Annotated in this window: 21 protein-coding genes and 1 riboswitch; of the genes, 11 read left to right on the top strand and 10 right to left on the bottom strand. The window is 50.1% G+C overall.

Annotation, left to right across the window (positions count from 1 at the left end; genetic code table 11):
* Nucleotides 1-737 precede the first annotated feature (737 nt).
* Nucleotides 738-1,037 (bottom strand): putative quinol monooxygenase, encoded by a 300-nt coding sequence (locus SPTER_RS03350; RefSeq protein ID WP_144349051.1) that lies wholly within the window; start codon nt 1,035-1,037, stop codon nt 738-740.
* A 17-nt stretch (nt 1,038-1,054) separates the two neighbouring features.
* Complete coding sequence (locus SPTER_RS03345) at nt 1,055-1,627, bottom strand: flavin reductase family protein (protein ID WP_144349050.1); 573 nt, start codon at nt 1,625-1,627, stop codon at nt 1,055-1,057.
* A 295-nt stretch (nt 1,628-1,922) separates the two neighbouring features.
* Here SPTER_RS03345 and SPTER_RS03340 point away from each other — a divergent pair, with 295 nt between their 5' ends.
* Nucleotides 1,923-2,417 carry a spore coat protein gene (locus SPTER_RS03340; protein WP_144349049.1) on the top strand — a complete coding sequence of 165 codons (495 nt, stop codon included), beginning with the start codon at nt 1,923-1,925 and terminating at the stop codon, nt 2,415-2,417.
* 67 nt (nt 2,418-2,484) lie between these two features.
* On the opposite strand, the gene SPTER_RS03335 is transcribed toward SPTER_RS03340, so the two are convergent.
* Entirely contained in the window at nt 2,485-3,618 is a 1,134-nt protein-coding gene (locus tag SPTER_RS03335; RefSeq protein ID WP_144349048.1) for an HD-GYP domain-containing protein, read from the bottom strand.
* A 194-nt stretch (nt 3,619-3,812) separates the two neighbouring features.
* Here SPTER_RS03335 and SPTER_RS03330 point away from each other — a divergent pair, with 194 nt between their 5' ends.
* Nucleotides 3,813-4,349: a hypothetical protein gene (locus SPTER_RS03330; RefSeq protein ID WP_144349047.1), complete on the top strand. Its 537-nt coding sequence runs from the start codon at nt 3,813-3,815 to the stop codon at nt 4,347-4,349.
* A 111-nt stretch (nt 4,350-4,460) separates the two neighbouring features.
* Here SPTER_RS03330 and pdxR read toward each other — a convergent pair whose 3' ends face one another.
* Nucleotides 4,461-5,831, bottom strand: coding sequence for a MocR-like pyridoxine biosynthesis transcription factor PdxR (pdxR, locus tag SPTER_RS03325; RefSeq protein ID WP_144349046.1), 1,371 nt, complete (start codon nt 5,829-5,831; stop codon nt 4,461-4,463).
* Between the two features lie 117 nt (nt 5,832-5,948).
* On the opposite strand from pdxR, the gene SPTER_RS03320 reads away from it, so the two are divergent.
* Both SPTER_RS03320 and SPTER_RS03315 read left to right on the top strand, forming a co-directional pair.
* Nucleotides 5,949-6,908 (top strand): DMT family transporter, encoded by a 960-nt coding sequence (locus SPTER_RS03320; protein ID WP_144349045.1) that lies wholly within the window; start codon nt 5,949-5,951, stop codon nt 6,906-6,908.
* A 94-nt stretch (nt 6,909-7,002) separates the two neighbouring features.
* Complete coding sequence (locus SPTER_RS03315; protein WP_144349044.1) at nt 7,003-7,356, top strand: hypothetical protein; 354 nt, start codon at nt 7,003-7,005, stop codon at nt 7,354-7,356.
* A gap of 260 nt (nt 7,357-7,616) precedes the next feature.
* Here the strand turns inward: SPTER_RS03315 and SPTER_RS03310 are convergent, their stop codons facing one another.
* Nucleotides 7,617-8,594, bottom strand: a complete 978-nt coding sequence (locus tag SPTER_RS03310) for a metal ABC transporter substrate-binding protein (protein WP_246105462.1) — start codon at nt 8,592-8,594, stop codon at nt 7,617-7,619.
* 28 nt (nt 8,595-8,622) lie between these two features.
* Complete coding sequence (locus SPTER_RS03305) at nt 8,623-9,045, bottom strand: Fur family transcriptional regulator (RefSeq protein WP_144349043.1); 423 nt, start codon at nt 9,043-9,045, stop codon at nt 8,623-8,625.
* Between the two features lie 113 nt (nt 9,046-9,158).
* On the opposite strand from SPTER_RS03305, the gene SPTER_RS03300 reads away from it, so the two are divergent.
* Nucleotides 9,159-9,362 (top strand): TIGR03943 family putative permease subunit, encoded by a 204-nt coding sequence (locus SPTER_RS03300; RefSeq protein ID WP_144349042.1) that lies wholly within the window; start codon nt 9,159-9,161, stop codon nt 9,360-9,362.
* A gap of 106 nt (nt 9,363-9,468) precedes the next feature.
* Here the strand turns inward: SPTER_RS03300 and SPTER_RS03295 are convergent, their stop codons facing one another.
* The 3 genes from SPTER_RS03295 to SPTER_RS03285 all read right to left on the bottom strand — a co-directional run bounded on the left by SPTER_RS03295 (nt 9,469) and on the right by SPTER_RS03285 (nt 15,252).
* On the bottom strand, nt 9,469-10,644 hold the full coding sequence (locus SPTER_RS03295; protein ID WP_144349041.1) for an SAM-dependent methyltransferase: 1,176 nt from the start codon (nt 10,642-10,644) through the stop codon (nt 9,469-9,471).
* 342 nt (nt 10,645-10,986) lie between these two features.
* Nucleotides 10,987-14,130, bottom strand: coding sequence for an efflux RND transporter permease subunit (locus SPTER_RS03290; RefSeq protein WP_144349040.1), 3,144 nt, complete (start codon nt 14,128-14,130; stop codon nt 10,987-10,989).
* 12 nt (nt 14,131-14,142) lie between these two features.
* Nucleotides 14,143-15,252: an efflux RND transporter periplasmic adaptor subunit gene (locus SPTER_RS03285; protein ID WP_425474352.1), complete on the bottom strand. Its 1,110-nt coding sequence runs from the start codon at nt 15,250-15,252 to the stop codon at nt 14,143-14,145.
* A gap of 198 nt (nt 15,253-15,450) precedes the next feature.
* Between SPTER_RS03285 and SPTER_RS03280 the strand changes: the two genes are divergently transcribed.
* Nucleotides 15,451-16,299, top strand: a complete 849-nt coding sequence (locus SPTER_RS03280; RefSeq protein ID WP_246105461.1) for a MerR family transcriptional regulator — start codon at nt 15,451-15,453, stop codon at nt 16,297-16,299.
* A 30-nt stretch (nt 16,300-16,329) separates the two neighbouring features.
* On the opposite strand, the gene SPTER_RS03275 is transcribed toward SPTER_RS03280, so the two are convergent.
* On the bottom strand, nt 16,330-18,279 hold the full coding sequence (locus tag SPTER_RS03275; RefSeq protein ID WP_246105460.1) for a TonB-dependent copper receptor: 1,950 nt from the start codon (nt 18,277-18,279) through the stop codon (nt 16,330-16,332).
* A gap of 591 nt (nt 18,280-18,870) precedes the next feature.
* On the opposite strand from SPTER_RS03275, the gene SPTER_RS03270 reads away from it, so the two are divergent.
* The 5 genes from SPTER_RS03270 to SPTER_RS03250 all read left to right on the top strand — a co-directional run bounded on the left by SPTER_RS03270 (nt 18,871) and on the right by SPTER_RS03250 (nt 23,264).
* Nucleotides 18,871-19,338, top strand: a complete 468-nt coding sequence (locus SPTER_RS03270) for a rhodanese-like domain-containing protein (protein ID WP_144349038.1) — start codon at nt 18,871-18,873, stop codon at nt 19,336-19,338.
* 126 nt (nt 19,339-19,464) lie between these two features.
* The gene (locus SPTER_RS03265) at nt 19,465-19,821 is read left to right on the top strand and encodes a hypothetical protein (RefSeq protein ID WP_144349037.1); all 357 of its coding nucleotides are present in this window, start codon (nt 19,465-19,467) and stop codon (nt 19,819-19,821) included.
* A gap of 51 nt (nt 19,822-19,872) precedes the next feature.
* Complete coding sequence (locus SPTER_RS03260) at nt 19,873-20,733, top strand: sensor histidine kinase (protein ID WP_144349036.1); 861 nt, start codon at nt 19,873-19,875, stop codon at nt 20,731-20,733.
* Nucleotides 20,723-21,361 (top strand): response regulator, encoded by a 639-nt coding sequence (locus SPTER_RS03255; protein WP_144349035.1) that lies wholly within the window; start codon nt 20,723-20,725, stop codon nt 21,359-21,361. The genes SPTER_RS03260 and SPTER_RS03255 overlap by 11 nt, the downstream gene beginning before the upstream one ends.
* Nucleotides 21,362-21,501: 140 nt before the next feature.
* Nucleotides 21,502-21,589: riboswitch (ZMP/ZTP riboswitch) on the top strand.
* 340 nt (nt 21,590-21,929) lie between these two features.
* A complete protein-coding gene (locus SPTER_RS03250) occupies nt 21,930-23,264 on the top strand; it encodes an L-lactate MFS transporter (protein ID WP_144349034.1) in 1,335 nt (444 codons plus the stop codon).
* The last annotated feature ends 5 nt before the right edge of the window (nt 23,265-23,269 follow it).

Here is a 23,269-nt window from a genome sequence, read left to right as displayed (position 1 = left end):
AAATATAAAACGCTCACCAAGTTTATTGAGAAAAAAAAGCGACATTACCGCTAAAGGCATAAACCTCCTGTCAGAGCTACACGAGCTCTGACAGGAGGTTTATATTTTTTGCCGTGGCCAGTGTGATACGGTTCTGCAATAGACTTTTATGAAGTGTTTTGTCTTCAGTTGCCTTCTGCATCTTCAGCGTGCGCTTTCGGCCCACTGCCCTTCCTGCCTGCGCTTAGACCTGGCGTTACCACTTCAGTCCCAAGGCTGGATACTGGATGGCTGGCCGGGCCTTCCCAGGCGGAATACCGGCATGGCTTTCTTATTTTTGATAGCAGAGGACAACAGGGACGTCAGACTGCTTTCGCACAGTCTGGCGTCCCCAAATATCTAACAAATGTCCCCGTATATTGTTGAGTCTGGAATTTACTGGTATAATAAAAGGGGTTCACTTCAGGAATTGCGGTTATTTCTTATAGCCTTTGATCCGGGCTAACCGTTCGGCTAGACAACTTGCCGGTCTGACGTGTGTCGAGCACGTCAGAGCTTTCTTATATTAACCCATAGACTGTAAATTATGCAACCGACTAGGGAAAAAAACGGGCTGCCTGTCTCCCGTTACCAGGTACGCCTGGAGTTCTGACCTGCCTGCAGCAGCCGTATGATTGAAGAAAGCAGATATTGCCTTATCTAAAAAAGACCTTTATTCCGGCCTGCAGCAGGCTGAATAAAGGTCTTGCCATTTCAATTTATTTACTGATACCCGCAACCTCTTCATATAAGTCAATAGTCGGTTTTTCTGCCAACAGGCCGGCAATTGCTTTAAACAGTTCTTGCAGATAGGGGGTAGACCCATGAAAGTCAAGGGCTGCTTTATCCACGTACTTTTCGTAAAAAAGAAACTTACCGGCGTCCTGCTGCGAACGGTGCAGCACATATTGCAGCGTACCCTGTTCCAGTTCTACCTTGGGCATGACTGATGTAAGAATATTCTCAAGCTCTGTTTCTTTACCTGGCTTGGCCTTCATAGTTGCTACTAAAACAATCATAGACAGCCTCCGCTCATTTACTTTTTAAATTTCAAACCAAGAGAATAGGCCTGCCCTACACTCTGACCCACACCATAATATAACCTTTCCGGCGGGCTGTAGGAAAAGGGATCTACCTTTCCCAGCACCGGCAGACCATTGTCGCCCAGCACAGCTTCCTCTGCTTTGACATCAACAATCTCGCCAATAAACTGGGTATGCAGCCCGATCTCAATTGTATGCACTAATTTGCATTCCAATATCAGGGGAAACTCCTGCACATACGGGGCATCCACCAGTTCACTTTTAACAGCGGTCAAACCGGCAGCGGCAAATTTATCCGCGTCTTTGCCGCTGACCATTCCGGCAAAATCAGCTTCACTAATAAACTTTTTCGACGGTATGCTGACAGTGAAGGCTTTGCGTTTAATAATATTGTCGTAGGAGGCCCGGATCTTTTGCAAAGACACGGCTACGCACGGCGGGGTTGAGCAGCAAATGCCACCCCAGGCAGCAGTCATGATATTCGGCTCGCCGTTGGCCCCGTAGGTCCCTACCACCCATACCGGCGCAGGCATGGCAAAGGTCTTGGCACCGATTGATTTTTTCATACTTTCACTCCTTTATAGTAAGTTTCCCCATTTTTATCATCTGATGTAATGATAGACAATAATAGTTTTTTTGGCAAGTACGCACTTTTTCGTTTCTTAGTATCTATTGGGAACTGTAAAAGCAACCGCGGCCAGCAAAATGTTGCCGGTAGGGAATGACCACTGCGATCCTGGGAAAGCTATAAAGAAAACACGGCTTGCGCCGAGCCGTTGGCGAAAGCGTAAGCCGCTGTTGCCCTTATCCAGGCGAAAGGTATACTTTCTATCAGGATAAAAAAACAAGGGAGGCTGACCTATGGCATTACAACTTACCCAGAAAGAAACAACCCTTCTGAAAGACCAGGAAACCCATGAAAAAGTATGTATTGAAAAGTATCAGAAATATGCCGCCCAGGCAAGTGATCCTCAACTTAAACAGTTATTTCAATCTTTCGCGCAACAGGAGCAGCAGCACCTGAATACAATAACCGCCATCATGAACGGGCAGGTTCCCAATATGAACCAGGCCCAGCAGGGGCAACAGCCCGCGCAGGCCCAGTCTCAATCCGGTCAGGCAACGGCGGCAGCCCCGTCTGCCTCTGCTGCCAGCACGAACACTGCCGATGCCATGCTTTGTAAAGATATGCTGATGACAGAGAAATATGTCTCTAACACCTATGACACAGCTATTTTTGAATTTACCGACACCAATGTGCGCCAGGCTTTGAACCATATCCAAAAAGAAGAGCAAAAGCACGGTGAAGGGATCTTCAACTACCTGAGCAGTAAAGGCCTGTATAACGTTCAATAAAAACCAAGCGTTAATAACCAAGGCTGCCGGCGGCAGCCTTGGTTATTTAGTCCTGTACCTTGCCCGGTCATACCTGCTCGATTTTTGTATGATACACATGCGCACGATCGGCATAGGCCTGGGCATAACTTGAATATAATTCTTCAATATCCAGGATGAAAAGGTCAGGATTTTTTGCCAAATCCAGCTCCACAATCCGATTGATATCATTGCCGTCCTGGCCGGCGGTAAGGCGAACAACAGGGATCGTTTTACTCTTGATGCCAACCCCCAGAATCAGGCCACTCTGCTGATTGCTAAGCTTCACCGTCTTGCCCATGGGGTAAACAGCTACATTCTGATTGAACCGCTCGACAATCGCCGGATTAAAATACTCGCCGGCGGCTTTGTTCAAAATAGCAACCGCATAATAGATAGGTGTTGGCAGACGGTGCGGCATCCCCACCAGCAAACGGTCATACACATCGGCAATACTGATAATTTGCGCATATTCGGAAATAGCAGCCCCTTTGAGCCCCAGGGGATAACCGCTGCCATTCCAGCGCTCGTGATGCTGGAAGCAGGCATTAATAACCTCAGTTGACAAAGTAGTGTTCTCCCGCAGGATTTCCAAAGAATAGAAAGAATGCCGCCGGTACTCCTCTTTGTCCTGTTTGGTTAAATAATGGGGAAATTGCCGGGCTAATTGCGGGGAAAATCTAATTTTACCGATATCATGCAGCATGGCTGCCAACCCCAGTTCACTTAACTGTTTGGCATCATACCCCATGGCCAGCCCGGTCATAACCGACAAAATGCAGGTGTTGACGGCATGAGAAAACATATACTCTTCTTTACGGCGCAGATCGAGAAGGTGAATCATGTTTTCCGGTTTCTGGCCAAGCTGGTCAATCAGGTCACTGACAATCATTTTTACCCGGTCCAGCTGAATGCCTTTGCCAACGCGAAACTGATTCACTACCTCATGGGCTGCGGCCATAGCCGCTTGTTTATGTTTGGAATCATAGCAGTCCTCTACGTCCTCAACAGTAACAGCAGTTTCGCCGACAAACAAGGAGGTAAACCCTTTATCACGCAGATAATTGATATATCGGGCCTTTACCTCGGTGCCCTCATGGAGTAAAATTGTGCCATCCGCCAGAATAAGGGGTTTTGCCAAAAGCATCCCCGGCTGTATTTCATCTAAGGATATACTCTGCATTGAAATTCACCTCCCTTGACCCTGTTGCTTCTTTGTTATATTATATATATCGAAGATATGACGCCAGTTCTTAAAAGCAACCGCGGAAATCATAGTTTGCCCGGTCTGGCAGTTGTCACATTTTTGTCACACATTTGTGGTAATCTTTGGGTAGAACCTCACAGATTACTCTATTCAGAGGAGGAATATATATCATGAATAAAAAAATCCTGACTATTCTCACCGGAACAATGCTTACGGCCAGCGTCGGCTTCGCCGCGCCGCTGACTGATTTACAGCAAGGTGATTCTACCATTGGCTACAACCACTACAACCTGTCCGTATACGGGGAAGACCTTAACGACGACAGCTTTTATCTGGAACATGCATTGTCAGACAAAGTAATTCTCGGCCTGGAAAGAAATTCTTATGCTTACTCCGGCTATTCTGCCAAGACAACCGACATCTACGCCCATTACAAGCTTGACCCGAATTTCCGGCTTATGCTTGGCAACCGTGATTACGACGAAGGCTCCAAGGTATTTTACGGCATCGGCGCCAGCACCAACTTAGGCCCGAGGCTTGACGGCTATGCATCGGTAACAACAAACAGTCTTGCCACCGAGTGGCAAACCGGTCTAAACTACCAGTTGACTGATCAAACCGCTCTGCACCTTGGCTATAAATCCTACAAGGAAGACGATACAGACACCGCTGATGGTGTCGGCTTCGGTATCAACTATACGTTTTAACCGGACCCGGCCAGGACCAGCAACCGGGTAACCCAGATCTAAAAAAACACTGCCGGCTCAGTCTAGTGACTGACGCGCCGGCAGTGTTTTTTGTGTCCTTTCCCCCTTTGGCTAAGCGGGGAAAGCAGTACGCAATAAGGCCAGGCCTTGTTTAATTTCCGCCGGTTCCAGGTGTCCATAGCCCAACAGCAGCTTGTCCCGATGCTCGCCTTTACGGAGGCAGTGAGTTTCAACCGTCGCCAGCCGCAGCCCCTTACTTTGGCAGTGCCGGACAAACATATCATCAAAACGCATACCGGGAAATTCCACGGCCAGATGCAGGCCGGCGGTATCCCCCCAGGCCGACCAGCCAGGGCCAAACATTGCCGTCAGCGTCTGCAGCAGTATGTGGCGCCGGTGTCCGTACAGCCTGCGCATATTTTGGATATGCCGGTCCAGCTTGCGGTTCTGCAGGAACTCAGCCAGGGCGGCCTGGGCAAAAGGCGGGTTCTGGACATCGGCATAGGTACGCAGGTGCCGCCACCGTGCCTGCAGCCGGCGCGGCAGAATCACATAGCCGATACGCAAGGCCGGAAACAGGATTTTACTAAACGTACCGATGTAAATCACCTGCTGCGGGTCCAGGGAATAAAGCGGGGCCACCGGTGGTCCCGCATAGCGAAACTCGCTGTCGTAATCGTCTTCAAGCAAATACAGCCCGTTCTCCCGGGCATAACGGACCAGCTCGGCGCGACGGCTGGCCGGCAGGATCCCGCCCAGGGGAAACTGATGGGACGGGGTCACATAGACTGCACACGCGCCGTTTCTGTTCAGATTGCCGGTTTGCAGCCCCTGCCGGTCGACCGGCACCGGATAAATCGAAATGCCCCGGTTCTGCAATACCTGCCGCAGGCCGCTGTGGCAGGGGTCCTCCAGAATCATCGCCTGTCCTTCGCCGGCCAGCAGCTTCAGCCCCTGGGTGGCACCGGCGGTAATGAAAATATCCTGCGGCTCAGCAGCAAGCCCCCGGCTTCTGTACAGCCAGGCAGAAATCTCCCGCCGCAGGACCGGCAGACCGGCCGGGCCTGAATAGCCCCACAGCTGAGGCGAAAGTTCATTGGTCGCCTTACGCAGCAATTGCAGCCAGAGATGTCTGGGAAACTGCCGGATATCCGGGCGGCCTGTCTGAAAATCAGCGGCAATAGCCGGTGCTGCCGGCGGGGTATTTTCTGTAAACGCCGGCGCTGCTTTCTCCAGCTGCAAGCCATCAGCGACCCTGGTTTTTGCCCCCTGGCTGCTGATAATGTACCCTTCTGCCGCCAGCATTTCGTAGGCCTCACAGATTGTATTCCGGGATAAAGCCAACTGTTTGGCCAGTTCCCGGGTGGAGGGCAGCGCCTCCCCCGGTCTAAGCTGCCCGTCGGTCATCTTCTCGCGCAGTATTTGATAAAGCTGACGGGCTAAAGCAACCTCGCTATGACGCTGCAACGCAATTCCCCACATGAGCCCTCCTAACTGGCACCCTGATTTTCGCCTTCTACTGGCTCTGGCTAATACCAGTCAATTTGTTACTATTATATCATAACTGGAAGCGTAAATAGCCAGAGAGGGGGATTTATCATGCAGTCAGTTGCCGGAGCACTGTTTTTGGCCGCAGCCTTTAGCCTGGCGGGCACTTCGATCATAGCCGGCCGCCTGGTTTGCGAAGTATTAGAGCCTTTTACCATTACCGCCGTCAGCCTGTTCTTTGCCCTGCTGGGACTGGTGCCATTCTATGGGCCTGAGATTCTCAGCAGCCTGGGGCGGCTGACCGGCAATGACTGGCGCCGACTGCTGCTGCAGGCATTACTGGGCATTTTTTTATTCCGGCTGTTTTTACTGCTGGGACTGCGCCACACCAGCGCAGGCGAAGCAGGCTTGCTCACCGGGGCGACCCCGGCGTTTACGGCCTTGCTGGGCTGGATTTTTTTGCAGGAACCCTTAAGCCCGGCGCGCTGTCTGGGCATCGGCTGCACAGTTGCCGGCATTTTGACCATCCAGGGATTATGGTCTGCCGGTATTGTTTGGGCGGACAATCACCTGCCGGGCAATCTACTGGTGCTTTGCGCCGCCCTGAGTGAGTCTCTGTTCAACCTGTTGTCCCGCCGCAGCAGTATTACAACTGCGGCCGGTCAAGCACTGATTGTACAGCCCGCTGTCTGGGCTTCCCTGGTAGCAGGTACGGCCTTAGTGATCTGCCTTGGCCCGGCAATAGCAGAAAACCAGGCAGAAGCACTTTTATCACTACCGGTAAGCGGCTGGCTGGCCTTAGCCTGGTATGGTTTTTTCGTTACAGCCCTGGCGTTTATTTGCTGGTACCAGGGAATCAAACGCTGCGACGTGGCAGTGGCAGCGGCATTTTCCGGCTTAATGCCTTTGACTGCCCTGATTTTGTCGGTATTATTGCTCGATGAGCAAATAAACTGGAGCCACTGGCTGGGGGGATTACTCATCGTGCTCGGTATGTGGCTGCTGACTGTCACAAAACCTTTCGTTCAGGGGCCTGAAGCGCCGGCGTCAAGTGCGCGGGACCCGGGCTGACTGAAACCGTCTGCTTTTTTAATGATTTGTCTTGACATTTCATGGGTATGGTAGCATAGTAGGGGTAAGGTGAAGATTGCAGGAGGTGCAGGCTATGCCGTCGGTAAACCTTATGATTGCAGATACCGATTATCAATTTACAAAATCAGCAACAGACAAGACCCAGGAAACTCGTATTACGACAGGTTTGGCAACAGGCGCGGCTGACAAAACTGAGGACCTAAACACCCGGATCGGCCCGGCCTATTTAGTAGAATTAAGCGGCAGCCAAAATACGCTACCCAACCGGTTACCGGCCAGTGAACCGGAAATGCGGGTGGCTGCGGCCACCGCAGCTGCAGAAGCTGCTCCCCTTATTCACTTACAGACAGCCCAGCAGGCAGGCATTGCCGCCTTGGCGCAGTCAGCAACGGCTCCTCAGGCATTGGTTTCCCAGTTAAAAGACTAATACCGGCTTTCAAATCCTGCTGACTCAGCAGGATTTTTTACATGCTCTACATGGCTTATACCAGGTCCTAGAGGACGCCGGTAGAAGTCAAAGATTTTTCTTATCCCTTAGATCATAGCAGCGAATTTTTATAAATTCTGACGGGGCAAGTAAAAACGACTTGGCACAAGCCAAGTCGTTTTCTATATCTATTCTCCACAATAGCGAATAAGCATTACAGACAGGAACTCCCTTGCTGCCTGTAGATTATTGGGTATTTATTATTGTAAAGCCTTAGCCAGATTGGCCAAATTCTCCCGCATAACCGATAAATAGTCTTTACCCTGTTTCATTTCCTCGGCAGTCAGGTTTTCCAGCGGATTGAGCACCAGGAGGCCTGCCCCGGTTTCTTTAGCAATGGTTTCAGCCAGTTTGGGGCTGACCAGGGTTTCAAAAAATATGTATTTAACCTGGTGGGTCCGGCAAAAATCAACGACTTTGGCCATTTTGTCGGGCGTAGGCTCGCTATCCGGCGCTAGCCCCATGATGCCAATCAGTTCAAGGTTATACCGCTTAGCCAGATAACCGAAGGCAATATGGCTGGTAATGATATCGCGCCTGGCCGCTTTAGCCAGCGTGGCTTGATAGTCATTGTCCAGTTGGGCTAATTCCTGAATAAACCGTTCCGCATTCTGTTGGTAATAGTCGGCATTGGCAGGGTCCACCTCACTCAGGGCCGCGGCAATGGTCTTTACCTCCTGCTGGGCATTGACCGGATCAAGCCAGACATGGGGATCTGTCTCCGACTCATGCGCATGGTGCTCTGTCTTTTCATCCTGATCATGATGATGGTCGTCCGCTTCGTCTGCATGCCCGTGGTCTTCCTGGCTGGCAAGCAGGGTAATGCCTTTACTCACCTCGACAGCTTTTACGGTCGCCAGTACGTCTTTACTCAGCAGCTTATCAACAGGTTCAAGCCCGGCGCCATGATAGAGCACCAGCTGCGCCGACTTAAGCTTGATAATATCCTGGGGCGTTGGCTCCCAGTCATGGGGTTCCGCCCCTGGCGGCATCAGCATGACCAGCTCAATCCTATCGCCGCCCACCTGTTTGGCAAAATCATATACAGGATACACCGTCGCGAAAACCTTAAGCTTATCCGGTGACGACTGGGTGGATTTTGTTTTGCCGCCGCAGCCTGCCAGTAACACAGCCGCCCCCAACAGGCACATCAGTCCAATTTTTACCATAAGTTTCATAAGCAACCCCCTTATATATGTGACCGCATCAACCGGTCTGGCGGCAAGCGGCGCAATAGCCATAGAATTCCAGGGAATGAGCAGTAATTTTAAAACCGCCCCCCTCGGCCCTTGCCAAATCCTGTTCATGGATAGGGCAAAAATCCAGGCACTCGGCCTTGCCACATTGCAGGCATACCGTGTGATGATGATGGCCGGCTACAGCAATCTCAAAAACATTGCCCTCCCGCCCCTTGGTCCGCACCTCATGCACCAGGCCGATTTCAACGAGCAGGCTCAAATTGCGATAAACGGTATCCAGACTCATCTCGGGAAACTTCTGCCGTACCGCCTCTAACACTTGCTGAGCGGTAGTAAACTTGCCCCCTGTTTGCAACGCCTCAATCACAACCCGGCGTTGTGGTGTAACCTTAAAGCCTTGTGCCCGCAGGGCAGCAATCCATTTTTCCATATGCGTTACCTCTTAAATAATAATATTACTATTTACGATTATACTACAATGAATTGTAATTGTAAATATTTAGTGTAAATATTATTAGGTAGCATGTACGGAAGAGTGAGAGCATGCCGGTTATCGAAGCTATTGCCAACGCTCTCCCTAGGGACGTATATGGCACTGCCACCACTTATCCGACAGACACCTGGCTGACCGTCAGGGGTACGATTCAGGTGGAAAAACAGCAGAAAAAAAATATGGCCGTGGTTAACGTTACCACTGCCAAAACTGTGCCCAAACCGGACCGGCCTTATATTTGCCCCTGCAAGTAAAGGAGCGGCCTAAAGCCGCACTTTCAGGCCAGGGGCGGCTTGGACTGACGAATTACACGGTTACTAACGAGTATTGCGCTCTTTATCCCGTCCCTTGCTGGTAAGGTTATATTGCATCATGATAAAGATGCCGGTAAGTTAAAGGAAGGTCATTATTTAAGCCTTTGGTAAACAATAACTGATAGACATCCAGCCCGGAAACCCGAAAAGCCGCAGCACAGCCGCGCAAATACAAACTCCACATGCGGATAAAGCGCTCATCATACTTGGCCCGGACAGCGCTAAGCTGTCCGGCGAAGTTTTTGTACCACCGGTCAAGTGTCATCGCATAGTGCAGGCGCAGACTTTCCGCATGCAGCAGGTGAAAATCGAATTGAGGCAGCAACCATACGGTTTCCCGCAATGACGGCACATAACCGCCGGGAAAGATATATTTCCCTATCCAGGCATTGCTGGTTTCTTCAAACATGCCGGTTATCGTATGTACTAGGGATACGCCGCCAGGCACCAGCAAATCGCTGACTTTACGCATATACTTGGCCAGGTTTTCCCGGCCGGCGTGCTCAAACATCCCGATACTGACTATTTTGTCAAAACAGGGCTGGCTGGCTTCAAAGTCCTGGTAATTTACTAGTTGGATATCCACCTGCTGCTCCAACCCCAGCTCCCTGATACGCTGTCTGGTCCCCTGGTATTGCTCTGTACTCAGGGTAATGCCGGTAGCCTGCACCTGGTACTGCTGTGCGGCTTTAATAATGAGCCAGCCCCAGCCGCTGCCAATGTCCAGCAACCGGTCCCCGGGCCTGAGATTTATTTTTTTCAGGATATGATCGATTTTCTGGAGCTGGGCCTGGGTCAGGGAATCGTCAGGCGTCTTAAAATAAGCGCAGGAATAGCTCATGGTTTCATCCAGCCATAGTTTGAAGAAGTCATTGCCCAGATCATAATGATGGTGGATATTTCTCTGTTGGGCGGCGGAATCTGACTGGGCATTTGCTTTTTTGTCGGCAGCGTTTGCCCCGGGAGGGCTGTTAAGAAAAACAACGCGCAGCACCTCGTCCATTGAGCCTTCAATCTCAAGGATACCGTCCATATAGGCTTCTCCCAGCAATAGCACAGCATCGTCACTGCCAATCCTGAGGGGAGGTTCCTGTTTGAATGTAATTGTAAATGCCGGCGCCTCATCGCCGTAAGACTCTTGTTCGCCATCCCAAAACACGACGTTAAACCCGCCTCGTTTCCATTTGTGTAACAATAATTTTAAAGCAATTTTCTTTAACATAGGTTTTCTCCTCCTCACAATGAATTCGCATTTACCATGCAGGCGCTGCCACATGGCCTTCACTCAGCCGGGGTGGCAGAATGCTTAAGGCCGGAAACCCGGGCATTCCTGCAATATTGCCACCAATACATCAAGCCAGTAGCGGTTCATGATTTTAGCTCTTTTAAAACAGAATTTTACGGCAGGCAAATTCAGCTAATGTTTGTTAGCTGTTATTATTGTACAGAGCAATTGCTTTGTCAAGAACAACAGCGCCAAAAACCAGAAATATATGGAAATAAACCCGTATAAAGCCAGCTCACCTGACTTTGGCCAGATGAGCTGTTCTTAATTCGCAAAATATCAGTCGGAGCAGCCGGCCGCTTGCTTTTTCTTCCCGGGCAATTTAGCCGCAACCCATTCCACAACCACAAATAATACGGGGATGAGAAAAATGCCCAACGCGGTGGCGATCGTCATGCCGCCAACAACCGCAGTGCCCATTGCCTGCCTGGCCCCGGCCCCGGCGCCGCTGGCCAGCGCCAGCGGCAGGCAGCCGATAATAAAGGCAAAGGAGGTCATCAGAATCGGCCGCAGCCGCAAAGCGGCGGCCTCAATCGCGGCTTTAACCGGTTCCATCCCTTTATCCACCCTGACTTTCGCAAATTCGACGATCAAAATTGCATTTTTGGCGGCTAAGCCAATTAGCATAATTACCCCAATCTGCATATAGACACTGTTTTGCAGATTCATAACATATTGAGACAGTAAGGCCCCGAAAATGCCGGTTGGCACGGAAAGCATAACCGCATACGGAATGCTCCAGCTCTCATACAGCGCCGCCAGGCATAAAAAGACAAATACCAGGGCCAGCGCCAGAATCTGCATAGTCGTGCTGCCGGCCTTTTTTTCCTCCCGGCTTTGCCCTGACCATTCCACATTAAATCCGGCCGGCAGCGTTTCCCTGGCCAGTCTCTCCATGGCAGCCAGGGCCTGGCCCGAGCTGTAACCTTCGCTGACGGAGCCGTTTATCGGAATGCTGCGCGCGGCATTGAACCGGGAAATAATGGACGGCCCGGTAGTCAGCTTCGGGGTCAGCAGGGTATCTAACGGAACCATGGTGCCATTCGCTGACCGGACATTGATAAACCGCGTCATGTCCGCTTCATTGCGGAACATCGTATCGGCCTGCATAACCACTTTATAGGTACGGTTAAACATATTGAAATCATTTACCTGGGTGCCGCCGAAATTAACCTGCAAAGCCGTGAATACATCATTTAACGCAATCCCCATATTTTTCACCTTTTCCCGGTCCACTACAAATTCATAACCGGGAGAATCGCTTTTATAGGTGGAATATACTGCCGTTACTTCCGGCAGCTGATTGGCGGCCAGGACAAAGTCCCTTGTAATCGTATCCAGCTCTTCCTTGCTGTGGCCGGACATGTCCTGCAGCACCAGCGTAAACCCGCCTACCATGCCCAGACCCGGCAAAGAGGGAATGTTAAAGGCCATAATCGAAGCTTCCGGAACTTGTTCCCCGCCGGCCATCACCTGATTAAGGAGAGAATCGATCTGGGTGGCCGGGTCCCTGCGCTGGCTCCACGGCTCCAGCCCGGCAAACAGGGTTGCCGCGTTGGCTTTGGCCCCGCTTGACAACAAATCAAAGCCGACAACCCAAATGACCTTGTCGACCCCCGGCAGTTGTCTGATTTCTGCAGCCACCCGGTCGGTTACCGCTTGGGTCCTGTTCATGCTGGCCCCTTCCGGCAGATTGACAACCGCCGCAAAAAATCCCTGATCTTCATCCGGTATAAACGTCGTCGGCACAATTTTGTATAAGTACACCGTTCCCACCAGGAGGATCAACAGAAAGATACAACAATACCTTGCTTTGGCGATTAATGATTTTACCGTTTCACTGTACGCGCTGGTAGTCCGGTCAAACCAGTCATTAAACCGGCCGAATAATCTGCCCATAACCCTGCTCTTTGCCTGCTCTTCATGGGGTTTTAACAACATAGCACACAGGGCCGGGGTCAGCGACAAGGCGACAAAAGCGGATAAAGCCATCGACACCGCAATGGTCAGGGCAAACTGACGGTAGAGTACGCCCACCATGCCGCCGATGAAAGCAACCGGGATAAATACGGCAGCCAGCACAAAAGCGATGGCAATCACCGGTCCCGACACTTCGTCCATGGCCCGTTTTGTGGCCGCCAGCGGTGTCAGTTTATTATAGCGGATGTGATGCTCAACTGCTTCAATCACGACAATGGCATCATCGACGACCAGGCCGATGGCCAGCACCATCGCAAACAGAGTCAGCGTGTTGATGGAGAAGCCCAGCAGCATAAAGGCGCCAAAGGTCCCAATCAACGATACGGGCACGGCCAGCATCGGGATCAGGGTTGCCCGCCAGCTTTGCAGAAAAATAAAGACAATAATCATAACCAGGGCCATGGCTTCCAGAAAGGTTTTAACCACCTCGGTCATGGATTCCGCAATATACTCGGTAGTGTCAAAAATAGCCCCGTATTTCATATCCGGCGGAAAATCGGCCGCTGCCGCCGCCATAGCCTGATTTACCCCTTGAATGGTATTCATTGTGTTGGCATCACTGGTCAGTTGAATGCCCACCGCAACCGTATCGGCGCCATCCTGTTTCGCCGTGTAATTTAGTTCTTTCCCCGCATTTTCAATCCGCGCAATATCCTTCAGATAAATAAAAGAGCCGTTAGGCTGAGCCTTGACGATGATATTTTCAAAATCGGCGATACTGACTAAACGGCCCTGCACTCTCGCGGTATATTGAAATTCCTGTGTTTTGGGTACAGGCATAGCACCGATGGTACCGGCCGGCGCCTGAACATTTTGTTCCCGCACAGCCTCGATCACATCGGTTACCGTTAACCCCAGTTCGGCCATGCGGTCGGGATTGATCCAGATACGCCGGGAAAAATCGGCTCCCAGCACCATGACATCCCCGACACCGTTAACCCGTTTAACCGCATCCTTCAAATAGACATTGAAATAATTAGTCAAAAATGTACTGTCGTAAGTACCCTGCGGCGAATAGATGCTCAGCATCATCGCCATGTCGGAAGATGCTTTTCTGGTGGTGATGCCGGCCGCAGTTACCTCGGCCGGCAAGGAGGCGTTAGCCTGGGCAACGCTGTTCTGGACCTTAACGGCGGCAATATCGCCATCGACTCCCAAATCAAAGACAACCTCCAGGCTGTAGGCGCCCGAGTCATCGGAGTTTGAGCTCATATAGTTCATGCCCTGCACACCATTGATCTGCTCTTCCAAAACCTGGGCTACCGTCTGGTTGACTACCTCGGCGTTGGCCCCGATATACGCAGCCGCCACCGATACCGTCGGCGGCTGGATCTGCGGGTACTGGGCGATGGGGAGATTCAGCCCGGCAATCGTGCCTGCTACTACAATCATTATAGAAATAACAATGGCAAAAATTGGCCGTTCGATAAAAAATCTTGCCACAATGGTCACCTCCTACGGGTTAATCGCTAACGCCAACTCGGCCGGAGTGACGACAGTCACCGCAAGCGCCGCTCCTTCCCGCACCTTTGTCAGACCTTCCACAACAACCGTGTCATTCACTGTCAGCCCTTCCCTGACAAGGTAATAACTGCCCGCCTTTTCCCCGAGGATAACCGGCCGCGGCTCCGCCTGGTTATCGGCATTGACAACCATGACCAGCGATTTATCCAATATCTGCTGCACAGCCCGCTGGGGAACCAATACCGCCGCCTTTATCGGTACGCCGGGGATTTTAACCCTGGCGAACATGCCCGGAATCAGAATTCCCTCCGGATTGGCAAAAGCAGCTTTTAACGTCAGGGTGCCGCTGTTGTTGGCCAGGCCCCGGTCCGCCTGCGTGACTTTCCCGCTCAGCGGATATACGGCCCCATTGCTTAATGTAATTGTCACATTTTCGCCCCAGCCGCTGCTGGCAACATCGTTTTGCGCCACCTGCCGCAAGGTAAGGTATTCATTTTCGCTCATATTAAATTCAACAAACACCGGATCCAAATCGCTCACCGTAACCAAGGTCGTACTCCCGGCCTGCACATACGTGCCTACAGCAACAGCGTTTACATCAGCACGTCCGTTAACCGGGGAAACAATCAGAGTGCTGTTTACATCATCCTGCGCTTTTCTTACCAGGGCCCGGTAGGAAGCCACAACCGCTTCCTGCTGCCGCTCGGTCGCTTTCTGGGTAGTCAGGCGCTGCTCCGGAATCGCGGCCGCCTTCAACAAGGATTGATACCGTTCTGAATCAATCCTTGCATTTTCCCAATTAGCCTCGGCTTGGGCCAGCTGCGCCTGGGCCGAAAGCAGGTTGCTTTCGTATTGAATGCTGTCAATACGAAACAACGGCTGCCCGGCTGTAACAATATCGCCGCCGTCAATCAGTTTTTCAGCAATATTGCCTGACACGCGCGCCTGAATTTTGACTTCATTTTTGGCCTGCACCTGCCCCGCATACTCATTGGTTAACTGGATATCCTGCTGGATAACCTTTACGGCTTTAACCGGCACTGCGGTTACCTGGGCAGTTTCTGACCGGCCGCCGCAGCCGGCAATCATTAAAATCAGCATTACCGCACTTATCCCTGCCCAGCAGCCTCGCCTCCTATTTACTGAAAACACGGCTTTAACCTCCTCATTTGCTTAACTAAAGGAAGAGCAGCCTTTTGTGCCGCTCTGCCAACTTGCCTCCTTCCAGAATTGACCATTTTTACTTTATTGGGTTATTATAAAGTATACAGTAACTGAATAGTCAAGAGGAGAGGCTGCATGATGAATGAGTTTTTGCAAAAACAGTTTACTACCGGACAATTTGCCGCCATGTACGGCATTAACAAACGAACCCTGATGTATTACGACAGCATCGGTTTATTTAAACCCGCGGTGGTAAAAGAAAATGGCTACCGCTATTACACAATTGCGCAAACTACATTATTTGATGCGATTCAGTTGCTGCGTAAACTCCGGGTACCCTTGGCAGAAATAAAAAAACAATTGACCCACTATACCCCGCAATCTTTACTTGAATTCCTTCATAACCAGAATCAAAGGCTGACCGAGGAAATTTCCGAGCTCTTATGGCTGCAAAAGGTAGTGCGGAATAAAATCGGCACTATGGAAGCAAAACTGACGATTGATCCGGCCAAAATTGAGATTTTAGAACTTCCCCCCCAGGCAATAGTGGTCAGTGAATCCATTGCCGGCATGGCGGTTGAAAAAGCGATGAAAACACTCACTGATTTTATGTACGACTGCTATCATACCCACAGCTACAGCGGCTATCCGGGCGGTTACATGCTGGCGGCCGGGCATTTGCAACAGAGAAATTCCAGCCCCAACGCCTTCAGTCAGATTACCCATTGTTTTTACACAATTGATGAAAAAAAGGCACAATCCATAAATTGTACCTATAAGCCTGGCGGTCGTTACCTGGTAGGCTATTACAAAGGAGACTGGCCGCAGATACAGCAGGCCTTGCAGCAGCTGACAGACTATGCAGCCGTCCACAGGCTTACCTTTACCGGCCACGGCTATATCGAAAACACCCTCGACGACATCGCCACCTCCGTAGAACCGTTCTATTGCGAAGCCCGGGTTTCGATTTTATTGGCAAATTGAATTCCTCATCGCCGGCAGGAATGGAATTAATTAATAATTATAGCTTGCTTTTACCCAGACTGTACGGCCAGGTTCATTCACTCTGAAGGAAGAATCTATGCCCAGTGCGGGAATCGGCACGCCTGCCCGGCTAATGAATTCAGCGTAATCCTTGTCGAATAGATTATCAATACCGGCGGCAAAAATAAGTTGTGCACCGGCTTTATATGCAATATTGGCGGCAAGAATACCGAAACCGCTGCTTGCGCCAAGATCATGGCCGATCTCGCTGCCGTTGTTTAAGTCATACCGGGTTTGCGACCGCACCCCACGCCACAACAAGCCGCCGGCCAGTTTATCAGCGCTGTATTTCAACGCCAGCGTTCCTTCCAGCGGCGGAATTTGGGCCAAAGGCTTATGCTCAGTGTCATTATTGCCACGTACATAAGCCAGCGAGGCAGTTGCCGTCCAGCGCCGGTTCAGGGCATAGGCAAAATCGACTTCACCGCCATATACTGCTGCGTCAATATTTTCCGCTGCCGCCTTTTTATTTTTAAACAGGATGAAATCGTTAATATCCGCATAAAACAAAGACAGACTGGTGTTTAATTTACCTGATCGATAGATGAGACCGGTGTCAAGCTGGGTATTCTTTTCCGGCTTAAGAAAAAAGTTTACTCTTCGTTCCCAATAATCAGCCGGTCTCTGGGCATGGCCAAGACCGATGTAGGCAGTAGCCTGAGCACTCTTATAATCATGCTCATAGCGCAGAAAAGCCCCATAGGTCCGGTTGTGCGCCTCTACTCCCGCTGTTTCCTGCCTTACAGCAAGGCTGTCTGTCCGCAGTCCGCCTAACAAACGGTCATGTGGATTTAGCTGCCGCTTAACTTCGCCAAACAGGCCATAATTAGTAAATGTCAGGTCCCGGGTCCATTTTCCATAGCCCATGCCCATGTTGCTGCGGCCGCGGTGAGCATTTCTTTGATAATCCAGCCCTACCGTTGCCGTGGTTGCTTCCCCTAAAATCAAGTCGGCCGTTAAGCGCCCGCCGTTTGTTTCCCGGTCTACTTCCATCGCCATTGCCATCAGCCCGGGCCGGGGCCGTAATGAGTAGTTATCCATTATATGATCGATATAATTATGAAATGCTTTAAACTCCAGGCCGGCAACAACCGGTGAAATATTTTTTTTGACAAACCTGACGCTGTAGTCATTGCGATCAAATTTAGGACCATCCATACCTTTACCGGCATAAGCGGCCTGGGCGTCACTCGTGTCGGCCGTAAATTCATACACCGTATCCGCATCCGGCGTCCAGCCAAAAATCCCGGTCAGGCTGTTGCGGGTATAGAAAGAATGGACTTTATCGCCCTTACCGTCTTCGTAGTCATTGGCATTTGCTCTGGTCCTTATGAGCCGCACATAACCAGCTGCATCGCCGGCTGCAATATCCAGCAATTCATCATCGCGGCCGGCGCTGCCGATAAGCACACTGCTGCTGATCCTGATGCCCGCCTTGTCAAACCTCTCCGTATTCCGTTCAAAAAGTACCGTCCCGGCAATATTGCCGCCGCCGTATTTAACGGTTTCCGGCCCCTTCAGAATGGTAATTTTGCTGTATGATTCAGGAAAAATATAAGCGGTGGTCGGATCCATCCGGCCTGGACACCCCCCAAACTGATAAGTGTCATCCAGCAGGATATTCAGCCGTGTTCCCCCTAATCCCCGGAAAACCGGATCGCCGCCGGTTCCGCCCTGCCGGGACAGGGAAAATCCGGGAATATTTTTTAAGTACCCGCCCCCGTCAGCAGCCGGCACCGGCTGCCGCGGCGACTTGGGATCGGTTTCCACCAGTAAAGGCTTACTGACCGCCGGCGCGGTAACAACGATCTCCGCCAGCGTAAATGTTACTTTCTTCCCTTCTGCTGCCAACACTGGCTGAGTATTCGCAGCCAGCAGCAATAAGGAAGAAACAACAACGGTCCCTACTTTTTTCATCATTCATCATCCCTTTATTTTATTATTGTAAACTCATTACCATAAACCTGCTCACTTTACTAATCGTTTTATTATGTCCCCAAGCCCGTTGGCTGTGGCTTGTAACATCGCCCCTTCCGGTCGCGGCCTAAAAACGGCAAAAGCCAGGTGTTCCTAAGAACATCCCGGCCTTCAGTTTTTACTAATCAGCCAATATTCACTTATCCTGATGTTGATTATACTCCTTTACTTGGCAGCGGAATACTATCCTAAAGTACTATCATACTACCCGTAAGTACCAAAATCATCGATTAAGCCTGTTGCTTATATACTCTTTTATCCGCCCGCGCCTTCTATCAAAAGCGGCCGGCAGCTGGCTGCATAGTACTCCGGACAGTATCAATAGTACTTTTGAACCGTAGACTATTACAAAAAAATGGTTTATTATATATAACATAGTTGATTAGCAAGAAGCTAAAGGCTACAAAGGTCGCAGGACCTTTGTAGCCTTTGCTGCTTTCCCGGTATAGGCAGTAACGACGGTGAAAGTCCGCTTCGGAAACTGTTGCCGTTAGCACACCTGCAGTAAAATTCCACAAACAAGGAGGCTTTTGTATGAAAAATCGTGTTCTATTGGTATTAACCCTGATTTTATCTTTCACGTTAACTCCGGCCTACGCGCAGGCAGGGAACGCGGCCGGCCATACACCCGGCGGCGCCAGCAGCAATGTGTCGATCCACCAGAAAATTGACAAATTATTAAAATCGGTGCCGGAAAATCATTCCTTTGTTGTCAGTCCGGAAAGTAAAACGGCTAATGATCTCCTGCTGGATGTGCGCGCTGCAGAAAGCTTCCGGACATCGCCGGTCAAAGAGGCCCTGAATGTGCCGCTCCCTGTTTTGCACGACTATTTGCGGGAATTGCCCCGCGACAAGCGCGTATTGGTCATTGGCGACTCTGCTGTGGACGGGGCCTATGCCGTCTTTGTTTTACGCTTGCATGGCATAGACGGCTGGCTGGCAAAAAGCAGCCAGGCAGCACGCGGCTGCCTGTTGGCAGAGGCTCATGAAAACCAGCATTGACAGGCGTTAATACCGCTAAAGGATGGCCCTGTGGCCATCCCTTTATGCATTGTTTCCGGCATGCCATAACCCGGGGAATTAATTCTGACAGCTATGCTTAAAACCACAAGAGGGAGGATTCGCAAATTGAAAATATATAGCCTTACCGTACTGCTTATCGCTTTACTCCTGACAATCTTTTCCGCTGCCGCTTTGGCCGCCGGTCAGGAATTCATCATTATTAATGCCAGTGATTCCGACCTGTATGATTTGTCGATTATGCCCGCCAACAGTACCGCCCGGGGGCCAGACACCTTAAAAGGGCAAGAATTACTAAGCGGCCGCAGTATACGTGCTCACTTTCCCAATTATGATCCCCGCGTTTTGCAGTGGGATATTGTGGGCCTTACCTGTTGTGGCGAACAACTGAAGTGGCAGCAGCTCGATTTAAAGGCAACGCATAGTATCACCTTACGCGCCGGCGGCCTGGCCGAACTGAAATAATGCTACGTTATAGCCAGTCCTCGTATCACGCTTATCTACCGGGAGGATCATATGCAGATTACTAAAATGAAATGGATCGCGGCCATTGTACCGGCAATCTGCATTGGCCTGTTTGAATTTGCCAGGCACAAATTCCTGCATGTTATTTCCATGGATTGGGGCAATGTTTTGGTCGCGGTATTGACAGGCATCATCTTTATTTTGTTTTCTCACGGCATTTTTGCCTTAATGGAAAACCTGTACGGCAAACTGCAGCAGGAAAAGCAAGAAACTGCCGTATTGCAGGAACGGTACCGGATCGCCCGCAATTTGCACGATAGTATCGCCCAGTCACTATTTTTTATGAATGTAAAAATAATGGAGATTGAAGCTGCCTGGAAAAACCAGCAGGAGCCCCTGTCAGCAATCAACGAATTGCGGGAAGCCATTCGTTTTGCGGATACTGAACTGCGGCAGCATATTTTTGCGCTGCAAACAGTTGCCTTGGATGATAATATCAATCTTATCACCGCCATTCAAAATCATTTGCGCCAGTATGAGGCCCAGACCGGCGCCAAAATAGATTTCATTATCACTTGTGACAACGAAATTCCCTTTAGCGCGTATGAGCGCAAACAGTTATTTCATATTTTCCAGGAATTATTATTCAACATTCGCAAACATGCCGCGGCAACGCAGGTGATTGTCAGTTTAAGCGAAAACAACGAAGCTTTTACTATGACCATCGCCGACAACGGCAAGGGCTTTGTAGCTGCCGACAACCTCCGGCAAAAGCAATCTTTCGGTTATAAAATGTTGGAGCAGGATATCCGCTCAATTGGCGCCAGTCTCACCCTCACCAGTATTCCCGGTACCGGAACCACCGTAACGGTTACAAAAACTAAAAAAAGGAGCTATCGTCATGACCATTAAGGTGTTAATCGTTGACGACCATCTGTTGTCCCGTAAAGGAATTGCCAGCATTCTTTCCGCCAATTCCCTGTTTACAATTATCGGTGAGGCAACCAATGGGACAGAAGCACTGGCCAAAGCAAAACAGTTGCTGCCTGATCTTATTCTTATGGACATTCGCATGCCGGGTGGTGGCGGACTGGAAGCTACCGGTATGATTAAAACCGCCATGCCGCATATAAAAATTATTATTCTCAGTGTATCCGACGATGTCCAGGACTTTTTCGAAGCTATTAAAAGGGGAGCCCAGGGTTATCTGCTCAAAAATATGGAGCCTGAGTACTGGCTAGACTATATTATCAGTATCGCCCAGGGGGAAGCACCGATCTCCCGGGTGCTGGCGACCAAAATCCTGCAGGAATTCGCCGGACAAAAACAGACGGTCCTTGACCACAGGCTTACCGAACGGGAACGCGAAGTCCTGCAGCTGATCAGCCAGGGCCTTGGCAATAAAGAAATCAGTGAAAAATTATATCTCAGTGAAAGCACGGTAAAAAACCACCTGCGTAATATCCTGGATAAATTACATTTGCAAAACCGGATGCAATTGATTGCCTTTGCTTATAAAAATGGCCTGATTGTTAGTTAAGCAGCGACAACCAGCCCAAAGAATCACTCTGCCTGCAAAAAAAATATATTATTCAGCCATATTAAAAATATTCAGGCTTATTTGAAAATTATCATTGACAAACCGGATCTATCATGTTATTATATTCACATAATCGAATAAATAAATTGCATGACTGACGGTATTAGTGGAGTTCACCACATGAAGTGCAATTTTTTCGCAGTAACGTCGACCGTCTGGACAGCATTTTATATTATGTCCAGATGGTTTTTTTGTTGTTTAAAAAATTCCTTGTTTTGAAAGGGGGGGACGGTCAAAAAACTTTGTAGTTTCAGCTGCTTGAAATAAACAAAAAGGAGTTGGTTCTGGCGAAGGAAGTATTGTTTATAAAGGTACCTCAAAAGTAAGAGTGCTTCACCGGTATCGGTCGTACCAGTGAAGCATAGACAGTCACAATAAACCGTTTAGCACAGGGTTTATTTGCTATGCCTAAATTTATTATACGCCTAGTTTTTTTGTTTTTCAATATCGAAATCTGTACAATCACCTGATTAAAAGAAGTGCAACGATAGAAAGGGAGGTAAGAGCCATGAGAAAAGAATTACAGAGCGTCCCCAACCGGTGGCTGATAGCCAGCATGGGAACCTTGTTGCAGCTTGCGCTAGGGACGGTCTATGCCTGGAGTTTCTTCCAGCAACCGATTATGGCCGCAAACAACTGGACTAATTCCCAGGCCGCCTGGGCCTTCAGTCTGGCTATTTTCTTTCTGGGATTGGCGGCTGCCTGGGGGGGCATTAATCTCCCCAAGTACGGCCCGCGAAAGCTTGCGATGACCGGTGGCTTTCTGTTTAGCCTCGGCTATTTTGTTGCTGCCTATGCACTTTATACGAAAAGCCTCATGCTGCTTTATGTCGGCTATGGTTTTATTGGCGGCATAGGCCTGGGCCTTGGCTATGTAACCCCGGTGGCAACTGCCGCCAAGTGGTTTCCTGACAAGAAGGGCCTTATTACCGGCATGGTTGTGATGGGTTTTGGCTTCGGGGCCCTGATTATGGCCAAGCTGCTGGCTCCCCTGTTCATGTCCATAACCGGCGATAATCTGGTGCTGGTATTCTCTTATATCGGCGCAGTTATGCTCATTATCACCCTGCCGGCCGGCTATTATCTTGTTAACCCGCCGCCGGGCTTTGTCCCGGCAGGTTATTCGCCGCCGATAGTCTCTGCCGGCGCGCAGGCGGCTGAGGATACGATTACCGCCAAACAATGCATTTTTTCCGGCAAATTTCTGATGATGTGGACCGTATTCTTCTTCAATATTATTGCCGGCATCATGTTTATTGGGTTTCAATCCCCCCTGCTGCAGGATCTATTGAAAAAGACGATGGACCCGGCTACGCTGTCTGACCCGCAAGTGGTTGCCGGACTGGCTGCTGCCGGCGCCACGTTGATTGCCATCAGCTCAATTTTCAATGGTCTGGGGCGCTTCTTCTGGGGGGGCCTGTCAGATAAGATCGGGCGGGTACAGACCTTCCGTTACATTCTTGGTACTCAGTTAGTGGTTTTTCTTGCCCTGTTATTTGTTGATAATCCAATGGTCTTTGGCGTACTTGTCTGTTATATCCTGCTTTGCTATGGCGGCGGCTTTGGCTCCATGCCGTCCTTTGTGCTTGATGTCTTCGGGCAGAGGCTGATGCCTGTTGTTTATGGTGCCATTCTCACTGCCTGGGGCTGCGGCGGGATCGTAGGACCGCAGATTGTGGCTTTCCTTAAAGATAATTTTGCAAGTCAGGCGGCCCAGTATACCTTTGTGTCCGCTGCCGTACTCCTGCTGCTGGGTCTGCTTATTACGCTCGTATTGAACAATAAGAAATTTACTCTTAAAAAAGATGCTCAGCCATCCATTTCAGAAGCTGCAGGCAATTGATGATA

It is taken from the genome of Sporomusa termitida (genome assembly GCF_007641255.1).
GTDB classification, from domain to species: Bacteria; Bacillota; Negativicutes; order Sporomusales; family Sporomusaceae; genus Sporomusa; species Sporomusa termitida.
This window is presented reverse-complemented; position numbering and strand designations above follow the sequence as displayed.

Excerpts from the sequence above, each read along its gene's own strand:
- SPTER_RS03350 (WP_144349051.1), bottom strand. The coding sequence starts at position 1,037 with ATGATTGTTTTAGTAGCAACTATGAAGGCCAAGCCAGGTAAAGAAACA.
- SPTER_RS03345 (WP_144349050.1), bottom strand. The coding sequence starts at position 1,627 with ATGAAAAAATCAATCGGTGCCAAGACCTTTGCCATGCCTGCGCCGGTA.
- SPTER_RS03340 (WP_144349049.1), top strand. The coding sequence starts at position 1,923 with ATGGCATTACAACTTACCCAGAAAGAAACAACCCTTCTGAAAGACCAG.
- SPTER_RS03335 (WP_144349048.1), bottom strand. The coding sequence starts at position 3,618 with ATGCAGAGTATATCCTTAGATGAAATACAGCCGGGGATGCTTTTGGCA.
- SPTER_RS03330 (WP_144349047.1), top strand. The coding sequence starts at position 3,813 with ATGAATAAAAAAATCCTGACTATTCTCACCGGAACAATGCTTACGGCC.
- pdxR (WP_144349046.1), bottom strand. The coding sequence starts at position 5,831 with ATGTGGGGAATTGCGTTGCAGCGTCATAGCGAGGTTGCTTTAGCCCGT.
- SPTER_RS03320 (WP_144349045.1), top strand. The coding sequence starts at position 5,949 with ATGCAGTCAGTTGCCGGAGCACTGTTTTTGGCCGCAGCCTTTAGCCTG.
- SPTER_RS03315 (WP_144349044.1), top strand. The coding sequence starts at position 7,003 with ATGCCGTCGGTAAACCTTATGATTGCAGATACCGATTATCAATTTACA.
- SPTER_RS03310 (WP_246105462.1), bottom strand. The coding sequence starts at position 8,594 with ATGAAACTTATGGTAAAAATTGGACTGATGTGCCTGTTGGGGGCGGCT.
- SPTER_RS03305 (WP_144349043.1), bottom strand. The coding sequence starts at position 9,045 with ATGGAAAAATGGATTGCTGCCCTGCGGGCACAAGGCTTTAAGGTTACA.
- SPTER_RS03300 (WP_144349042.1), top strand. The coding sequence starts at position 9,159 with ATGCCGGTTATCGAAGCTATTGCCAACGCTCTCCCTAGGGACGTATAT.
- SPTER_RS03295 (WP_144349041.1), bottom strand. The coding sequence starts at position 10,644 with ATGTTAAAGAAAATTGCTTTAAAATTATTGTTACACAAATGGAAACGA.
- SPTER_RS03285 (WP_425474352.1), bottom strand. The coding sequence starts at position 15,252 with ATGCTGATTTTAATGATTGCCGGCTGCGGCGGCCGGTCAGAAACTGCC.
- SPTER_RS03280 (WP_246105461.1), top strand. The coding sequence starts at position 15,451 with ATGATGAATGAGTTTTTGCAAAAACAGTTTACTACCGGACAATTTGCC.
- SPTER_RS03275 (WP_246105460.1), bottom strand. The coding sequence starts at position 18,279 with ATGATGAAAAAAGTAGGGACCGTTGTTGTTTCTTCCTTATTGCTGCTG.
- SPTER_RS03270 (WP_144349038.1), top strand. The coding sequence starts at position 18,871 with ATGAAAAATCGTGTTCTATTGGTATTAACCCTGATTTTATCTTTCACG.
- SPTER_RS03260 (WP_144349036.1), top strand. The coding sequence starts at position 19,873 with ATGCAGATTACTAAAATGAAATGGATCGCGGCCATTGTACCGGCAATC.
- SPTER_RS03255 (WP_144349035.1), top strand. The coding sequence starts at position 20,723 with ATGACCATTAAGGTGTTAATCGTTGACGACCATCTGTTGTCCCGTAAA.
- SPTER_RS03250 (WP_144349034.1), top strand. The coding sequence starts at position 21,930 with ATGAGAAAAGAATTACAGAGCGTCCCCAACCGGTGGCTGATAGCCAGC.